13 protein-coding genes and 1 pseudogene are annotated in these 17,818 nt (G+C 33.5%); all 14 read left to right on the top strand.

Annotation, left to right across the window (positions count from 1 at the left end):
* Window positions 1-24: 24 nt before the first annotated feature.
* On the top strand, window positions 25-1,527 hold the full coding sequence (locus HUK49_RS04795) for an SEC10/PgrA surface exclusion domain-containing protein (RefSeq protein ID WP_191912864.1): 1,503 nt from the start codon (window positions 25-27) through the stop codon (window positions 1,525-1,527).
* Window positions 1,509-3,722 (top strand): SEC10/PgrA surface exclusion domain-containing protein, encoded by a 2,214-nt coding sequence (locus HUK49_RS11555; protein ID WP_328797258.1) that lies wholly within the window; start codon window positions 1,509-1,511, stop codon window positions 3,720-3,722. Before HUK49_RS04795 ends, HUK49_RS11555 begins: the two co-directional genes overlap by 19 nt.
* 119 nt (window positions 3,723-3,841) lie before the next feature.
* Window positions 3,842-4,093, top strand: a complete 252-nt coding sequence (locus HUK49_RS04785; protein WP_191912862.1) for a type II toxin-antitoxin system RelB/DinJ family antitoxin — start codon at window positions 3,842-3,844, stop codon at window positions 4,091-4,093.
* 14 nt (window positions 4,094-4,107) lie between these two features.
* Window positions 4,108-4,407, top strand: a complete 300-nt coding sequence (locus HUK49_RS04780) for a type II toxin-antitoxin system RelE/ParE family toxin (RefSeq protein ID WP_191912861.1) — start codon at window positions 4,108-4,110, stop codon at window positions 4,405-4,407.
* A gap of 219 nt (window positions 4,408-4,626) precedes the next feature.
* Window positions 4,627-6,984, top strand: coding sequence for a hypothetical protein (locus HUK49_RS04775; RefSeq protein ID WP_191912860.1), 2,358 nt, complete (start codon window positions 4,627-4,629; stop codon window positions 6,982-6,984).
* Between the two features lie 543 nt (window positions 6,985-7,527).
* Window positions 7,528-9,894, top strand: a complete 2,367-nt coding sequence (locus HUK49_RS04770) for a restriction endonuclease subunit M (protein WP_191912859.1) — start codon at window positions 7,528-7,530, stop codon at window positions 9,892-9,894.
* Between the two features lie 445 nt (window positions 9,895-10,339).
* A complete protein-coding gene (locus HUK49_RS04765; protein WP_191912858.1) occupies window positions 10,340-10,606 on the top strand; it encodes a type II toxin-antitoxin system Phd/YefM family antitoxin in 267 nt (88 codons plus the stop codon).
* Entirely contained in the window at window positions 10,606-10,872 is a 267-nt protein-coding gene (locus tag HUK49_RS04760) for a Txe/YoeB family addiction module toxin (protein WP_191912857.1), read from the top strand. Before HUK49_RS04765 ends, HUK49_RS04760 begins: the two co-directional genes overlap by 1 nt.
* A 158-nt stretch (window positions 10,873-11,030) precedes the next feature.
* Complete coding sequence (locus tag HUK49_RS04755; protein ID WP_191912856.1) at window positions 11,031-13,457, top strand: N-6 DNA methylase; 2,427 nt, start codon at window positions 11,031-11,033, stop codon at window positions 13,455-13,457.
* Window positions 13,458-13,737: 280 nt separating this feature from the next.
* Window positions 13,738-14,016: a hypothetical protein gene (locus HUK49_RS04750; protein WP_191912855.1), complete on the top strand. Its 279-nt coding sequence runs from the start codon at window positions 13,738-13,740 to the stop codon at window positions 14,014-14,016.
* Window positions 14,017-14,454: 438 nt separating this feature from the next.
* Window positions 14,455-16,446: an HsdM family class I SAM-dependent methyltransferase gene (locus HUK49_RS11550; RefSeq protein ID WP_191912854.1), complete on the top strand. Its 1,992-nt coding sequence runs from the start codon at window positions 14,455-14,457 to the stop codon at window positions 16,444-16,446.
* The gene (locus HUK49_RS04740; protein ID WP_191912853.1) at window positions 16,433-17,434 is read left to right on the top strand and encodes a restriction endonuclease subunit S; all 1,002 of its coding nucleotides are present in this window, start codon (window positions 16,433-16,435) and stop codon (window positions 17,432-17,434) included. The genes HUK49_RS11550 and HUK49_RS04740 overlap by 14 nt, the downstream gene beginning before the upstream one ends.
* Before the next feature lie 69 nt (window positions 17,435-17,503).
* On the top strand, window positions 17,504-17,707 hold the full coding sequence (locus tag HUK49_RS04735; protein ID WP_191912852.1) for a hypothetical protein: 204 nt from the start codon (window positions 17,504-17,506) through the stop codon (window positions 17,705-17,707).
* Window positions 17,671-17,818 (top strand): annotated as a pseudogene (locus HUK49_RS11205) (RNA-guided endonuclease TnpB family protein); the annotation flags it as partial. The gene HUK49_RS04735 and the pseudogene HUK49_RS11205, both read left to right, overlap by 37 nt.

The raw sequence follows: 17,818 nt of genomic DNA, 5'->3' as shown, positions 1-17,818 counted from the left end.
TAGTTTATTATTAGGAGGGTATTAATGATGACTAAAAAAGTAGATTCTAAAAAGATTTTAAGTTTAACTGGAGTTGGTCTTGCTACTGTAGCTGGGGTTTCTGTTGCTAATGAAACTGTTAAAGCTGATACAACTAACAATAGTGTTACTATTCAATCACAAGCTACTGATCATGCAGCTAAGCAAGCAGCAGTTGATCAAGCACAACAACAAGCTAATCAAGCAACTGTAGACGTTAACAATGCACAAAATGATGTTAACAACGCTCAAGCTAATGTTACTAGTGCTCAAGGAGCTGCTGATACTCAACAACAAGTAGTTAACAGTGCTCAAGCAACCGCTAACTCTGCACAAGGTCAATTAGATACTAACAATGCTACATTATCACAAGCTCAAAAGAACGCTGATAACGCTACACCAGAAAATATTCAAAAGGCTAAGGATGCAATCAGTGATCAACAAAAGACTATTGATCAAGATAACCAAAAGGTTACTGATGCTCAATCAGATGTAGCTACTAAGACAACCGCTGCTGACCAAGCTAAGAACGATGTTACTGATGCTCAAAATAAGGTTAACGATCAACAGAAGGCTGTTAATGATGCCAAGACTAACCTTAATAATGCTAAGGATGTTTTGAACAACAGCAATTCTGGTAAGGCTCAAGAAGCATTGGATAATGCTAAGGCTCAAGTAAGGGCTGACCAAGATACTATTACTAATGACCAACAAGATATTGCTGGGAAGTTTAATGCTAAGAATCAAGCGCAACAAGATTTAACTGATGCGCAAGGTAAGGTAAAGCCTGCTGAAGATGCGGTTAAGAATGCTCAAAATGATGCTCAAAAGGCTCAAGGTACTCGTGACCAAGCCCAAAAGAATGTTGATAATGCTAAGGCTGATCTTGATGCTAAGAACAAGGCCAAGAGTGATGCTCAAAGTAACTACGACAATGCTAAGGCTATTCTTGATGGTAGTGATTCCGGTAAGACTCAAAAGGCTTACGATGACGCTACCACTCAAGTAAATAATGATCAAAAGTCTGTTGACGCTGCTCAACAAATCGTTGTTCAAAAGCAAGGTGCTTTGGACGATGCTACCAACAATCAAAAGGCAGCTGAAAAGACTGCTACTGATGCTCAATCAGATGTAGCTGCTAAGACTGCAACTGCTGATCAAACTCAATCAGCACTTGATTCTGCAACTACAGCTAAGAATGATGCTCAAAACAAGGTTGATGACTTGAATGATCAAATCAGTAACTTCAATACGATTACACTTCCAGCCGGTTATAAAGAAGCCTTAACAAAGTACAAGGATACTACTACTCAAACTGATGCTAATGCTGCTAGTAAAGAACTTTCAAGCATTGCTAGAGCTGGTCTATCAAGTAACAGCTATAAGCATAACGCTGCTGAAGCTAAAGAAAGCGTTGACTATAACCACTTAACTGCAGAACAACAAAAAGAATTAACTATTTTTGCTACAGGATTAGTTAACCAGATTCAATCTCAAATGGGGGGGTAGATAAGACCAAAGCTACACCACAGGCAATTGAGCTTACTAATTCCATCATTAAGAATGGTTATAATGATCCTTCATGGGATGCGTTTGGAGAAGACATGGAAAGTGGCAAGGGTCACAATAATGATGCACTTCAGCAAGCAATGAATGATTACCAAGCCAATGGTATTGGTGAGAATATGGGTTCCTCTCTTCATAATTATCAATTTGCTGAAGATGGAAGTAATAAACTTATTTCAGAACCAATTCCTGCTCAGACCATGGATTCAATTAAAGAAGCTATCTATAATACAATTTCTCAAATGATGTTTGATGATAGTGATTCAGGTTGGGGACATGCAAAAAACTTTGTTAACTTTCCAGGTAACGTTGTTTCTACTATAGACAACAAAGTAATGGGTGTAGGCTTTGATAAGTATGGTTACTCACACTTTGATTTTGCTGGTGCTACTTCAAGTAATGGCCTTGGTGACAATGCCTACACTGTTCCTGATGTTGAAGCATTAAAGAATCAATTAACCACTGCTCAACAAGACTTAACTGCTAAGCAATCAGCATATGATCAAGCTAAAACAGCTAACGATCAAGCTCAACAAGACTTAACCACTGCTAAGAGTACCTTAACCGATGCTCAAAATGCTGCTAGTGCTGCTCAACAAGCTGTTGCTGATGCTCGAAATGACTTGAGTAATGCTCAATCAGCTCTTGATCAAGCAACTACTAAGTTGAATGATGCCAAGACTACTCAAAGCCAAGCTAAGCAAAACCTTGATGCTTACCAAGCCGACCTTAAGACTAAGCAAACTAATGTTGATAATGCACAAAAGACTTTAGATAATGCTAAGGCTGCTGCTAATGAAGCAGAAGGTAAGCTTTCAACTGAAACTGATGCCTTGACTCAAGCTCAAAGTGTCCTTGATGCTAAGAACCAAGCCGTTACCGATGCTCGATCAGCTCTTGAACAAGCTAATGCTAATGTAATGACTGCTCAAGATAATCTTGACTCTGCTATTACTGCATTAACTAACGCCCAAAATAAGCTTACTAATGACCAAGCTAAGTTAGCTAATGACCAAAAGTCTCAAGAACAAGCACAAAAGAACGTTGATAACTTTGCTGCTGACTTACAAACTAAGCAACAAGCGGTTAAGGACGCTCAAGCTAGCTTTGACAACGCTAACCAAGTATTAGTATCTCTTAATAATGACTTGACTACTAAGCAAGCTAAGGCTAAGGAGGCTAATGATGCCTTAACTAAGGCTCAAGCAAATGTTAAGACTGCTCAGGATCAAGTTACTAAGGACACTAATAAACTAACTAACTTGAAGCAGAACTTAACCGACTTGCAAAATGCTCCAGCATTACTTGCGAAGGCTCAACAAGCGGTTAAGGACGCTCAATCTCAAGTTGATAGTGCTAACCAAGCATTAGCAGATGCTAAGACAAAGCTTGCTCCATTAGCAAGTGCCGTTCAATCAGCTAATGATGCTTTAGCTGCAGCTCAAACTAAACTTGCTAGTGCTAAGGTCAAACAACAAACGGCTGAATCTAACTTGGCCGCTGCTAAAGAAGCTCTGAAGTCTGACGCTGAAAAGTATGCTAACAAGGTAGTTATCAACCAAGTTAACTTAACCGAAGGTGATCAATTACCAGAACCACAAATGGCTAATAGCCTTGTAATTCCCGTCAATCTTCACAGTGCCGCTAATAAGACTTTGATGGTCTTAGCTGCAACTGGTAATGGCTCTGCTGCTGATTTACCAGCTGGAACCACTGCAACCTGGGCTAACCGGGCACAAGTCCTTGCTGATATTCAACATGCTGGTAACTACACTGAAGATGTATTAGTAACCTTCCCAGATGGTTCTTCAGCTATCGTTAAGGCTAATGTTAAGGTTGCTGCTAAGAATGCCGCTTCATTCGTAACTCCAGGTAACGACAGTCAATCAGCTGGTAAAACGGCTACTAATGGTTTAACTACTAATACTGTAAATGGCAAGGTTGCCTTTAGCGGTAATGGAACTTCAAGTGTCGTTTCCAACAATGCTGAAGGTACTACTAGTAACCAAACTTCTGCTAAGCAGAATGCTGATGCCAAGGCATTACCACAAACTGGTAACAACAACTCAGCTGCGATTATTGGTTTAGGTTTAGTATCAGCCTTCGCTGGACTTCTTGGCTTACGTAAGTTTAATTAAACTTCTTAGAATCCATCAATTATTTACCAAGCCAAGCAAAAAGACTCCCATTAGGGAGCTTTTTTATTCACTTTGTATATTTTCTGTATTACAATGTAAATACAGAAAGGGTGATAATTATGACAAAACCATATAGTTTACGGCTTGATGAACAAACCCACGATGATGCCCAAGACGTTTTTACTGATTTGGGAATGGATTTTTCGACTGGTATCAAAATTTACTTAAAGAAAGTTATCAAAACTAATGGTATTCCATTTAAGGTCACTAATGAAACAGCAAGTCTTGATCGTTCGATAGAGGAACTAAAAGATGGTAATTACAAATCATTTAACTCTGTCGATGAGCTATTTGATGACCTTGATAACTAGGAGGAAGATTAACATTGATTATTAATCGAACTCCTGAATTTAAACGTAATTACAAACGTCTTAAGCGAAAACATTATGATATGGATAAGCTAAAACATGTTATTAAGCTTCTAATTGCCGATGATAAGGAAGAACTGTTCAAAAAACATAAGGATCACAAACTACACGGTAAATATAAGGATTTACGTGCATTACATGTTGATCGTCAGTATGATGATAATTGGGTTCTAGTTTATCAAATTCATAATAATGAAATTGATCTTCATATTTTAGATTTAATCCGTACTGGAAACCATGATAAGAGCTACCGTTAAGACTATATATTACGGTAGCTTTTTATTTTGGATTAAGCATGTTAGAATTTCAGATGATTTAACATTTATGAGGTGTATAGAAATGAACCATAAAATCGTATTTATGAAAAATCTGATGGGGGGGGGGTAAAAGTCCGCTCCTAATTACTGGTAAGACTTTGTCTTTATTACAATTTACTTATAGTAAAGTCATCGCTTATCGAAAGGCGGTGGCTTAAAATGTTGAAAAAACATTATGAAATCGAACGTGATGGGCAGATTGATTTCTTTGATAACTATCAGATTCCTTGGCAAAATGATAATTCGATACTTGTAGATAATACTGACGGTATATGGCATGGTAATTTACTTGAATTTAAGTTAAATATTAATAATACAGGTAAAGTCCTTTTCCAAGCAATTAAGTATTTATCATATATTAGGATTAAAGGGGAATCTGTGCCTGCAAGGATTATGCTTATAGATTTAAACGCTACTAAAGTCTATGTATATAATTCATCTGATTATCTTGATGACATTCAAAAAATCTATATTGGTGCTGCTTCCAAAAATGATGATAACTTTAATAAAAATGTAACGGCTAAGGCAGAGTATGATTATAGTGATATGTTTCAGTCCGCTGAGGTTAAGAAACTGCTTATAAACAGAGTTAAAGATGAGACAAATTGGTTTGTTCCGATTGATCTCGATGAGAACTGCATAGTTGGTTGGGCAAAAAGGTACTATAAAGAGCTTCCTAATGCCTCTAAAGGTGATTTCCTTGGAGATGATACTGGGCAAGTAAAGATCATTGGGGAAATTAGAGAGCCAAGGCATTTTAAAAATCTAATTAACCCTTATAGAGAAAAGACGAATGAAAAGTTTAAATATTTAATGGATTGTCTGAATGCTGATTTAAATAAAAAGGATTTAGGGGCTTTCTATACTCCTGTACCTTATTGTAAGAAGGCTACTGAGTTGGTACAAAAGGCAGTAGCTAGGGTACCAAAGGGAAATAACTATATTATTTTAGATCGATGTGCGGGCACAGGAAACTTGGAGTCTGCTTTATTGGGCTTATATGATGATAATGGTGATGAATTAATTTCACATTGTATAGTAAGTACATATGAATACTATGAATATAAGGTGTTATCTGAGCGCTTGGGTAATAAAGTCCTTAATATTATACCGCCTAGTGAAGTGAATGTTATATATGAAAACGGTATGGTTAGTAACGCAGATGCTTTAAGTAAAGAGTACATAGATAATCCGCTAATAAAGCAATATATCGAAAACAAAAATTATACGGTTATTTTGTTTGAAAACCCACCATATTCAGATAGCTCCGCCATTACCTATGTTGAGGATGGCGATATTTCAAAGCGTGCTAAAACAAGAAGAAAAGGCTCATTCGTTTTAGAGGAATTTAAAAAGAATATCAGCTCATTTGGTGGTCAACAAGCCGTTGCTAGAGAAATTTCCAATCTATTTATCTGGTCAGGATTTAATTATTTTCTAAGGCAGCCAACAGATAGCTATGTTATTTTTTCGCCAGTTAAATATTATAAAAATATTCACTTGATTGAAAAGAAATTTTGCGATGGCTTTGCATTTAATAGAAAGTATTTTCATGCAACTAAAAGTGTAGTTTCATGTATACTCTGGTCCAATGAAGAATGCTCAGAAACATTCATCACACTTAAAACTTTTGATATAAAAAATAATGATGTAGTTAGGTTAGCGGATCATGATATATTTGTTCCGCAAGTTAAGAAAAACATCTCTGATTATTCTGATAAAAGAAGATTTACAGATGATCTTGAATCAGAAGATAATATTGCAGTTGTTGGATCTGATGGATATGAAAGAAGAGATTGGAAATACGTGAAGGGTAGGAAGCCCAAATTTAATTCAAACATTATCGGCTACATGGTGGCAAAGAGCTTTATGATTGACCCAAAACATTATAATTTAGTCAGGACAAATTTTGATACAGCTTTAAAAAACTCTTATGGATTTTGGCTAAGAAAAGATAATTATCTATATAAATTACCCATGTTTGTAGCAAAATTGTTTCCCGCTGATAAATGGTATGATAAGGACGTTTATTTCACTACAGCAGATGGTGGTGACGCATATACTCAGGATCAACAATTCTTAAAAATGTGTTTGATATACACTTGCTTATCTAATAAAAATAAATGTATATCGTTTACAGGTGCCGATAATCGTTATTATCGCAACGAATTATGCTTGGATTCTTCAATTAAGCAAACTTATGCAACAATGGATCTTGGAAAATGTATTAATTCAAGTAAAACTGAAGTTAATAACGATGAAAAAGAACTTCTTAGTTTATGGGATAATATTCTTAAAGAAGCTAAAAAGTGTGTTAATTATAATAGTGACTTAACTTATGGTGTGTATCAGATCTCTAACGAATTAAATACTTCACATAAGGAAGGTAATATGAAAAAGAAGATCTATGATTATCCAACACTGAATGGATATCTTGTATCCATGCGAGGAAAATTAAAGGATTATTATAGGAATTACATTTTTGATAAAATGTTGCAATACAAATTATTAAGATAAGGAGCAGATAGTTGATGGAAACCGGGGTGATGATTATCTGTCAGCCTTAATGAAAAATGCTTTAACGTATAGTTGATCACTTCATTTACTCTCAGAAGCAATGATGGATTTATGAAATATTATCTAATTAGGAGACTGGGAAAAAACTAATAGTTTGCCGGCTTCCAATAAGAAAATCCGAACTGTAATTTTCAGTTTTATGAAAAAAGAGAACACTCTTAAGTGTTCTCTTTTTTTACTAATGGCAAAAGTTGTCCCAAATCAATTACTAAATAAACTAATAGGTAAATTGATAATTTATTAATCAGGAGTCTTATTTTGAATGGCTCCGTCCAAGCGGAGTCTTTTTATTCTGGATTAAGCATGTTAGAATTTCAGATGATTTTACAATTATGAGGTGTATTAAAATGAACCATAAAATTATATTTATGAAAAATCTGATGGGGGGGGGTAAAAGTCCGCTTCTAATTGTTAGCAGGACTTTACCCTTAGATCAATTTGACTACAGCAAAACCATCGCTAATCGAAAGGCGGTGATACAGAATGGCTAATGAAGAGCTTTGGAAGGTAAGAAGAGGGAAAGAACTTCATTCAGAAGAAGACGTTAAACTAAAAATAATACTTCCTTATTTGAGAACAATCGGATATACAGAAAATGATATGAGGTTTGAAAATCCAATTAAAGTTCAAGTCGGTTCACGTCAAGTTACTGTTTATTCTGATATTGAAATACTAATTGATGGGAAACCACAGATTATTATTGATACTAAAGAGCCAACTAAAACTTTATCCTCAAAAGATGTTCTTCAAGCGGTTTCTTATGCTAAATTGGTTAATACTCCGGCCGCAATGCTTGGCTTCGCAACTAATGGAACAGACTTAGAAGGAATGAATGCAGCTTCAGGGGCTCAGGTATATAAAATTCCCAATAAAAAGGAACTAATAGCGAATATTCAGAAAAATGCGGGTCAAAGTTACTCGGAAATTGAATTAAAGGAAGTTAGGAGTACACTTTTAACAATACTATCTGTTTACGATCTTTATGAAGTTATAAAAAAGTGTAAAGTTGTAATCGAGAACGAAGGTTTAATTAGGTCAGATCAGTCATTCAAAGAAATGACCAAAATCCTTTTAGTTAAAATGAATGAAGAACGTAGAGCAGCTGTTGAGAAAAAGCCAAACAGATTTAGTTTGAATTATCTTATTGAGAGTGCTAAATATAATAAAACTTCTGAGTTAAAAGTCTTCAAAAGACTATTTAAGGAGGCTACAAAACGTTACAAGGGTATTTATAGAGCTGATGATCCGGGATTGTTGATAAGCAGTAGTAATATTTTAATTGAAATTGTGAAGTTAATTGAACCATTTTCATTTTTGGGAACCGGTGACGACATTAAAGGTGTTGTTTACGAAACATTCTTAAAAGCAAATTTGAGAGGAGATTTTGATCAATACTTTACCCCTCGCCAAATTGTTGATTTTATGGTGAAATTAGCGGAGCCTAAATACAAAGAAAAATTTGTTGATCCTGCTGCTGGTTCTGGAGGCTTTTTAGTAAATGCTTTCAATTATGTGTCTCGAGAACTAAAGAGTAATAACTTAGCAGCTCATGATTATGAAATTGCAATGAAAAAATTAGTTGAGCATTGTATATGGGGGCAAGAGGCCGATTATGACCTACATGTTCTTACAAAGATTAATATGATAATGCATGGTGATGGATGGAATAATATTAAGCAAGGTGATTCCTTAAAAACAAAATATCTACCAGAAAAATATTTCGATATAGTCTTAGAAAATCCGCCCTTTTCGACTCTATATACTGATAAAAATGTTCTTAGTAACTATGAATTAGGTCATGATCGAGATTCGCAGGAACTTGATTTGTTATTTATAGAAAAATCGTTACGTCTTTTGAATAATCATGGAAGAATGCTGATAATAATACCTGAAGGTTTATTAAATTTACCAAAATATCGTTATTTTCGTGAGTGGCTTCTAAGTAAGACTTATATCAATTCTGTGATTTCATTACCAGCAGGAGCATTTCAGCCTTTTGGACGTTCTGCTTCTAAAACATCAATTATTGAAATTAGAAAAAGAAAAGGAAATTCACAACCAAAGTATACATTTGCAGCAACAGTTAATAACATTGGATATGAAACAGGTAAATCAGATTACAGGGAGACTAATATAAATGATTTTGGATGGGTATTAGAAAGAAGCAAGACTCTTTTTCAACATGTTGAAGAAATTCATGGCAGCAGAGTAAGCTGGATTCCTTATCCAGAGATTAATAGTTTCAGGTTAGATGCGGGTGGTTTAATTGGCACTAATGTTTCAAAAAATGAAGAAAGATATGTAAGTCTAGGAGAACTGTTTGATATCGTCTCTCCTGGAAAGAAATTAAATAATGAAAGTAGATATTACTATGTTCAAGTACCATATTTTTCAGATTATACTGGGGCCTTAGAAAAGTATGATGAAGTTTTAGGTAAAAATATAAAGGGTAGCTCATTAAATTGCATTAATCCAGGTGAAATTTATTTAACAAGAATAAATCCAAGAAAAAGAAGGATTGGCATAGTACCAACGATTCTTGAAAAACCTATCTATGTTTCTAATGAGGTCTATGCCTTAAAATATAAAACTAATAGTTATTTTGATAAGAGTGAACAATATGCTATTTTGCCAATTCTCAGATCAAAAGAGATAACCGAGAAGATTATGTTAATGTCTACAGGTTCATCATCTTCTCGAGCCAGAGTCTCTATAGAAAGTATTTTAAGATTACAGATACCGGTTAAGCTTATAAATAAGGAACTATCTAAGGGAAAATCAGATGTGTTACTTGAAACAGCAAATAATATATTGGGATCTGTTATTAATTATCAAAATCTATTTAGGTAGATATTCATGCCTCTCAGCCTTAATGAAATTTAGTTTAACGTATAGTTTTGATCACTTCATTTGCTCTCAGAAGCAATGATGAATTTATGAAATATGCAGTTCAGAGAATTAATTACTTACTTTAATTCAAGAAATAATAAAGAACTAGTGGATAAGATTGCTATTAGTAGTTCGCCGGTTTGGTTAATTCAAATTACATTAGTTCTTAGCTGGTTTAGTAAAAAATAAGGAGAACGTTTCCAGACGTTCTCTTTTTTGCTTTCATATGGTCAGCTTCTATAAGAAGTAAACTATGATTGTCAACACCGATTTAGAATTAGGTAATTAAATTTGCCGAACTAAGCAAAAAGGCTCCCGTTAGGAGCCTTTTTATTTGTGATAAAATTGACGTACGCTAATACGTACGCTATAATAAAGGTAAAAATAGTGAAAGGTGGAAGTATAAATGGATAATGTAATTACACCAACTAATGCGAGAAATAACTTATATAATTTGATAAAAAAAGTGAATGCAGATCATACTCCAGTAACTATTTCTTCGTCAAAGAACTCCGGCAGTGAAGATGCTGTGTTGATCAGCAAGAAAGACTGGGATGCTATTCAAGAAACCATGTACCTAGAAGAAACCGGAGTTGGCGATATTGTACGACAACGGGAATCAGATAATAGTGGGTTTACTGATGTTGATGAAATTGATTGGGATAAGCTGTAATGATGTATAAAGTTAGAATTAAAAATTCCGCTAAGGGAGATTTAAGAAAACTTAAACATAGTAATCTGAAGGATAACTATAAAGAGATTGAAGAACAACTGAAAAAAAATCCTTATAAACCTAATCAGGGGTTTGAAAAGTTAGAACCACCATTATTAAAAAAATATTCTCGTAGAATTAATATTCAGCATCGTGTTGTTTATACGGTTGATGAGCAACATAAAACAGTAAATATCTATTCTGCTTGGTCACATTATGAGAAGTAGTAATAATCAACTATAGTTTAAGTAAGAAAAAATAAGGTGTTAATGATGAGTTATTATATTAATAATATGAATAAATTGATGGGGGGGGGGGCAAGACGCCCCTTCTAATTGCTAAAGTAAGTAATGCATATGTCGCCTCAGAGAAGGAGGTGGCATAAATGTTATTGACAGAAGATTATGTTAGAAAACAAGCTGGTAAAATTTTGGAATTGTCAAGTTCAAAAGCTGCCTTTTCGGGTACGGGACAGTTAACTACATTTAATCAGTTAAGTCAAATGTTAAATGATTCCGTTTGGAAAGGAATTCTTGATAAACCTGATGGATGGTACTTGCCAAAGGATAAAAGTGAAGTTGCTTTAATTTTAGAAACTAAAAATAGCAATGTCGATATTTCGGGTAATTCAGCATCATACTATGAAATTCAAAAGAATTGCAGAATTACACTAGATAGATATGATTATGTAATTGGTGTTTTATATAATGGTTCGGATATTCGAATTTTTAAGAGCAATGGTAAATCTATGGATGAAATTCCTAACGTAGCTTCGCTTCAGAGTAAAAATTATTATATCAACTACTTTAAAGAAAAAAAGATTAATGTTCATCAAATATATTTATTAACTAAGCAGATAAATGATGCTTTACACATAAAATTTGGAATTGATAATTTATACCAAAGAATGATTTTTACAGCTAGTGCACTTGTGGCAAAGCGTTATGGTGCAATGCTAGTAAAAGGCATGTCGTATCCTGCAATGCAATCTGAGATAAAAAGTGTATTAAATAAATCATTAGAGCATGATAAAATGCAAAACAGTAAGCTTGATCTTTTGACCACTGTATTTGATGAAATAAAAATGAATATTTCTGACAATCAAGAATCAATAGATTTATTTATAAAAAATATAACCAAAATATCAGACTCTCTAAATTCTAGAAATTGGAATGGCGAGGATGTTATGGCGATATTTTTTAATGAATTTAATAGATACAAGGGAAAATCTGAGAGAGGACAAGTTTTTACACCTGATCATATTACGAGCCTAATGTATAGAATAATTAATGTAAATCAAGATTCTGTTGTTCTTGATGCAGCATGTGGTTCTGGAGCTTTCCTTACAAAGGCGATGGCAAATATGATAAAGGAAGCAGGAGGAATGGAAACATCTAAAGCAACCGAAATAAAGAAGCGACAATTATATGGTATTGAGAAAGATAAGACGATATTTGCTCTTGCATGCGCAAATATGATGATTCATAAAGATGGAAAAACAAATTTAACGCAAGAAGATACAACAAGTCAAAGGGCAAAGCAATGGATAAAAAACATTTCACAAAAGCGATGGCCAGTGGACAATGTATGTAAAAAAGAATTTTATCCTGTAAATAAAGTTCTTATGAATCCACCATTTGAAAAGAAATATGGGTGCTTAAAGATTGTTAAGGCCGTTTTAGATAATGTCCCTATGGGAACAGACGCTGCCTTTATTTTGCCTGATAAAAAGTTAGAAAATGATTCTAAAACTTTAGTTAAATCTATTTTTAAAAATCATTCCTTAAAGAAAATCATTAAATTACCTGAAAAAACATTCGAAGGTGTTTCAGCTTCTATTTTCATATTTAAAGTAGGTGAACCTCAAAAAGATAAGTTAACTGAAAATAATAAGGAGATTTTTACTTGCTATATAAAGGATGATGGACTGGAGACAGTAAAAAATCAGGGACGTCAAGACATTCATGATAAATGGAAAGCTATAGAAAGTTATTGGGTGACTATAATTAATAGACAAGCCGGAGATGATACGTGTCACTGGATAACCCCAGATTTCGAAAATATGATGAATCTAAGCTATCCTGTCCCCAAGAAACCATTAAATTTAACAGAGGATGATTTTGCAAGAACTATTATGAACAGAATGCTTGCTGTCGATAAAATTGATCAAAAAGTATTTAAAGAAAGCATTGCAAGTCAAATCATATATGGAATTTCTGAAGATAGTGTTGACTATGTAAAGAGTGTACAGACTATTAATATTGCTGCTCAACAATTTATAAAAATTAATAAGGCATCTTGGAATGATGTTCCTATATCAAATCTTTTCGACATACATCCAACTAAACATTACAATTTAACCAATAAGGATTTAATGGAAAAAGATGGTATAAATCCAGTGATTGTAAATTCTGCGTATAATGAGGGAGTGGGAGGATATACAAATAAAGATAACAATGAAAAGGGGAATATAATTACCTTTAGCGATACAACAGATGCTAATGCAGTTTTTTATCAAGGCAAAAGCTTTGTAGGATACTCTCATGTGCAGGGCATGTATCCTAAATTTTCTCATGCTACAGAAAATACCATGTTATTTATAGCAACAGTTTTTCGGAAAGAGGCTCTTACCATGGGCTTTAGTTATGGAAATAAGTTTAGGAGAACCATTGCTAAGAAAATGGTTCTGAAATTACCAACCACTAATGATGGTAAAGAGCTAGATTATAATTTTATGGATAAATTTATAGAAGAAATTAAACATATTTCGACTAATAGATTACGGTTATTTAAGAATATAGAAAATCATTAAAGATATTTTGGAAAGTAAACTGAGTAGAATTAAGGCCACTGGAATAGTTTTAATTGAATATATATTTACCTCTCAGCCTTAATGAAAATAACTTCAACGTATAGTTGTTGATCACTTCATTTGCTCTCAGAAGCAATGATGAATTTATAAATATTATCTAATTAGGAGAACACTCTTAAGTGTTCTCTTTTTTTACTAATGGCAAAAGTTGTCCCAAATCAATTACTAAATAAACTAATAGGTAAATTGATAATTTATTAATCAGGGGTCTTAAATAAGAATGATCGATAGCTTAAATGAAGATGAGATAAAAGAAAAGTTAGGTAATATTGGAATATGGCTAAATCAGCAAGATAAATTTCTTAAGGAGCCCAATAATGGATCTCTTTTATACTCAGTATTGAATTTACCATATTCGGGGATAAAACCACTTAACTCATATAATGCGAATAGCACCGTCAATGAATTATATGGATATGGAAATGATGTAAATTATGTTTTTTTCTATGTTCCAAAGGACAAACGAATTTTGCGCAATGAGAAGCAGAAGATTTCTTAAATATGCAGTTCAAAGAATTACTTACTTACTTTAATTCAAGAAATAATAAAGAACTAGTGGATAAGATTGCTTATGGAAACGTTAACACTTGTGTGGACGACGAACTATACTTGTCAAAAATCTTGCGATGTATAATATTCTTTATATATTTACTTGATAACCCTAGTTTTATAGAAAATTTGACAAAACATATTGTTAATAAATAGTCTTATTTTGAATGGCTCCGTCCAAGCGGAGTCTTTTTATTCTGGATTAAGCATGTTAGAATTTCAGATGATTTTACAATTATGAGGTGTATTAAAATGAACCATAAAATTATATTTACGAAGAATCTGATGGGGGGGGGGGGAAAGCCCACTTCTAATTACTGACAGGACTTTACCTTTAGATCAATCTGGCTATAGTAAAACCATCGCTAATCGAAAGGCGGTGGCTTAAGTGGCAAATGAAGATATTATTAAACAGTGGGTTATTGACGAGTTAAATAAGATTGGGTTTTCATTAGTCAGGAATAACTTAGCAAAGGAATCTGTAGAAAATATATTTCCATCTTTGTATGACGCCATGAGACACGCGTCAAAAAAACAAAATGATAATCGAGGTGTAGCAGATTTTTCGTTTATAACCCAAGGTGTTTCGACTAGTAATAAATATTTGGTTTTAATAGAAACTAAAGAAGATATATCTAATACTATTAACCTGAACAATCAGATATTAATTCTTGATGAAAAATCAACGGAGAATTATGCAGTAAACGGTGCTGTATGGTACGCAAAACAGATTCAAAAGGAATCTAAGTTATTTCCTCATATTTTTGCAATAGGAATAGCCGGAAACATGAACCGCCAATCGATAATTCCATATTATATAAATGAAACTGGTGGTTTTATCCCCTTACCCAAGACTAATGGATTATCGGAATTTTCTCCTGAAAATATTGATGAATATTATCGTGTCAATGTTAAACATCAGACTCCGCAAAGTGAAATAAAATCAGAGGAACTAGCCAAAATAGCAAGTAAATTACACAATGATATCAGGACTTATACCAGCTTAAAGAATTCTTTGAAAGCACCTTTAGTGGCAGCTATTCTACTGGGAATTCATTCCAAAGAACTAAGCTTAAGTGACCTAAAAGGTTCTGATACGATGAATAATAATGACGGAGTTGTGATTTACAGAGCGGTACAGTCTTACTTGGAACAACGACAAAGAGAAGAACCAGATTTTGATGATAGTAAAGTACAACCTATCCTTTCTGAATTTAGTTTTCTTAAAATTAATAAGGTACTTTATATGCCTAACAAAGAATTAGCAGATCATTCGCCATTATATGAATTCACATCGGTATTATTTGATGTATATAACAAAGTAAAAATAGGTGAGGATGCTGATATCCTTGGTGATTTTTATTCAGAATTTGTAAAGTATAATGACTCAGATGGAAACGTTTTAGGAATCGTCTTAACACCTAAACATATAACATCCTTAATGGCTGAGCTTATAGAGATTTCACCTAAGGATTATTTACTCGATCCGACAACGGGTTCTGGCTCCTTTTTAGTTGCTGGAATGAACAGAATGATTAAATCACTCTCTCACGATCAGAGCTATCAAGAAAAATTTAATGAGATTGTTAGTAATCACCTATATGGGGTTGAAAATGAGCCATCCATATATTCTGTTGCGGCCTCAAACATGATTCTTCGAGGTGATGGCAAATCAAATATGACTTATGGCGACTTTTTTAAATATGTAAGAAATGTAGAAGAAAAAGAGAATAGTGATTTTATTGTATCTAAAGCACCACACATTACCAAAGTATTGATGAATCCACCTTATTCACAAGGAAAAAAGGCACCGGAGTATAAATTTGTAAAACATGCGTTAAGTTTAATGGATGATGGTGGTAAATTGGCTGTAATAATGCCTATATCTGTGCTTGTTTCAGGTGGGAAAGGTGTAAAAACTTCAGAACTGAAAGAATTTAAGCAATGGCTACTCGATGATTATTATATTAATAGCATTATTACAATGAATCCTTTAACGTTTTACCCAACTGCAACTCAAACGGTAGTAGTAATAATTGAAAAAAGAGTAGGTGTTGGTCAGGGGAAAAAGAAAACAAAATTAATTAACTTTACTGATGATGGCTACACGTTAATACCTAAAAAAGGGTTGGTGCCTAATGGAACTAATAAGCAAAAACGGGAAAAATTAATTGATGTTGTTGTTAATGGGGCTGACGCTCCTGAGGATTTTTTGATTAAAGCAGAACTTACTGTTGATAATGAATGGCTACATAATGCACATTATACAAATCCAGATAAGCCTACTGATGGTGATTTTATGCAAACAATACAAGATTATGTTGCGTTTAAACAAAATATGATCCTTCATGGAAGAGGTGATTTGTTTGACGAAGATTAGGGTCGGTGACTTTTTTAAAGTAAAAAGGGGAAATGTGAAGAGCTTAACTGGGAGACAAAGTGTTGGGAAAACTGGTGTTAGATTAATTAGTGCAACAGGGTTTAATAATGGGGGAGAAATTAGTGTTAAACCTAAGCAAGGAGAAACCATCTATGAAAATAAATTGGCAATAGGAAATAATGGTAGTGTAGGTTTAGGCAAAGCATTTTTTCATCCTTATAGATTTATAGCTACTTCGGATGTAACTATTATTTCGCCAAAAGACGGCCATAATCTAAATCTAGATGAAGGATTATATTTAGCTACTTCTTTAGAACAACAAAGAACAAAATTTGCGTATGGTTTTAAACTAAGTAATGAAAGACTTAAAAACTTAATTATTAATCTTCCCTTAGATAGTACTGGAGAATTAGATTGGATTAAGATGGGTGAAAAAATAAATAGTGTTAAGTCTGGAATTCATCAGTTCCCTGTAACTAAAAATAGAATGAAAGATTCAATTTCTCTGAATAAAAAGAAGTGGAAGCAATTTACTATAGAGAAAGTTTTTGGTTCACCTGAATCTGGAAAAGATTATCCGCAGTATTTAAGAATAGAAGGATTGACTCCATTTATCGGTTCTTCCTCTCAAAATAATGGAATAACAGGATTTATTAATCTAACTGATAATAGTCCTAAGAGCTTTGGCAAAAACGTAATTAGTGTGAATCGTAATGGTAGTGTTGGCTATTCTTTTTATCATCCATATCTTGCTTTTTTCTCAGGCGATACACGATATCTTAAATTACCAATTCAGGATAAATACGTCGCATTATTTTTGACAACAGTGATAATGCAGCAAAAAGCCCAATTTGGATATGGTTTTAAACTTGGAACTAATCGGCTTAAAGAATTACATATAAATTTACCTGTTAATGAAATGGGAAAACCGGATTGGAAATTTATTAAGAAATATATGGAATCTTTACCGAATGCTGATTTAATTTAATATATATTTTTAAGTCTTAGTTGATAAACACGGAGTAAATGATAAAAAATATTAGGAGCCCTAATAAAAATGAAACTTGAAGATAGTGATACTCGAATGCTTGAAGAAATTCTTAATGGCAATCCACCATTAAATGAGGAAAAAGTTGACATTTCAATTAGGCACGCTACGAATAATGCAACTAGCAATTTTAACAGTAAGCTAGTTTCAAAACAATTTAGTGAAAGGTATCATTTAGAAAAGGAAAGGCTGTTGGCCTTGATGTTGGTATAGCTGATTTGGCTATCAGCTCTGATGGAATCAAGTATGGTACTTTCCACACTAAATGGTTAGAGAAACAAGACACTAAGTGGCAATCCAAGTATAGTAAACGTAAGTATCGAG

This window comes from Limosilactobacillus portuensis, assembly GCF_014838735.1.
In the GTDB taxonomy this organism is placed as follows: Bacteria; Bacillota; Bacilli; order Lactobacillales; family Lactobacillaceae; genus Limosilactobacillus; species Limosilactobacillus portuensis.
This window is presented reverse-complemented; position numbering and strand designations above follow the sequence as displayed.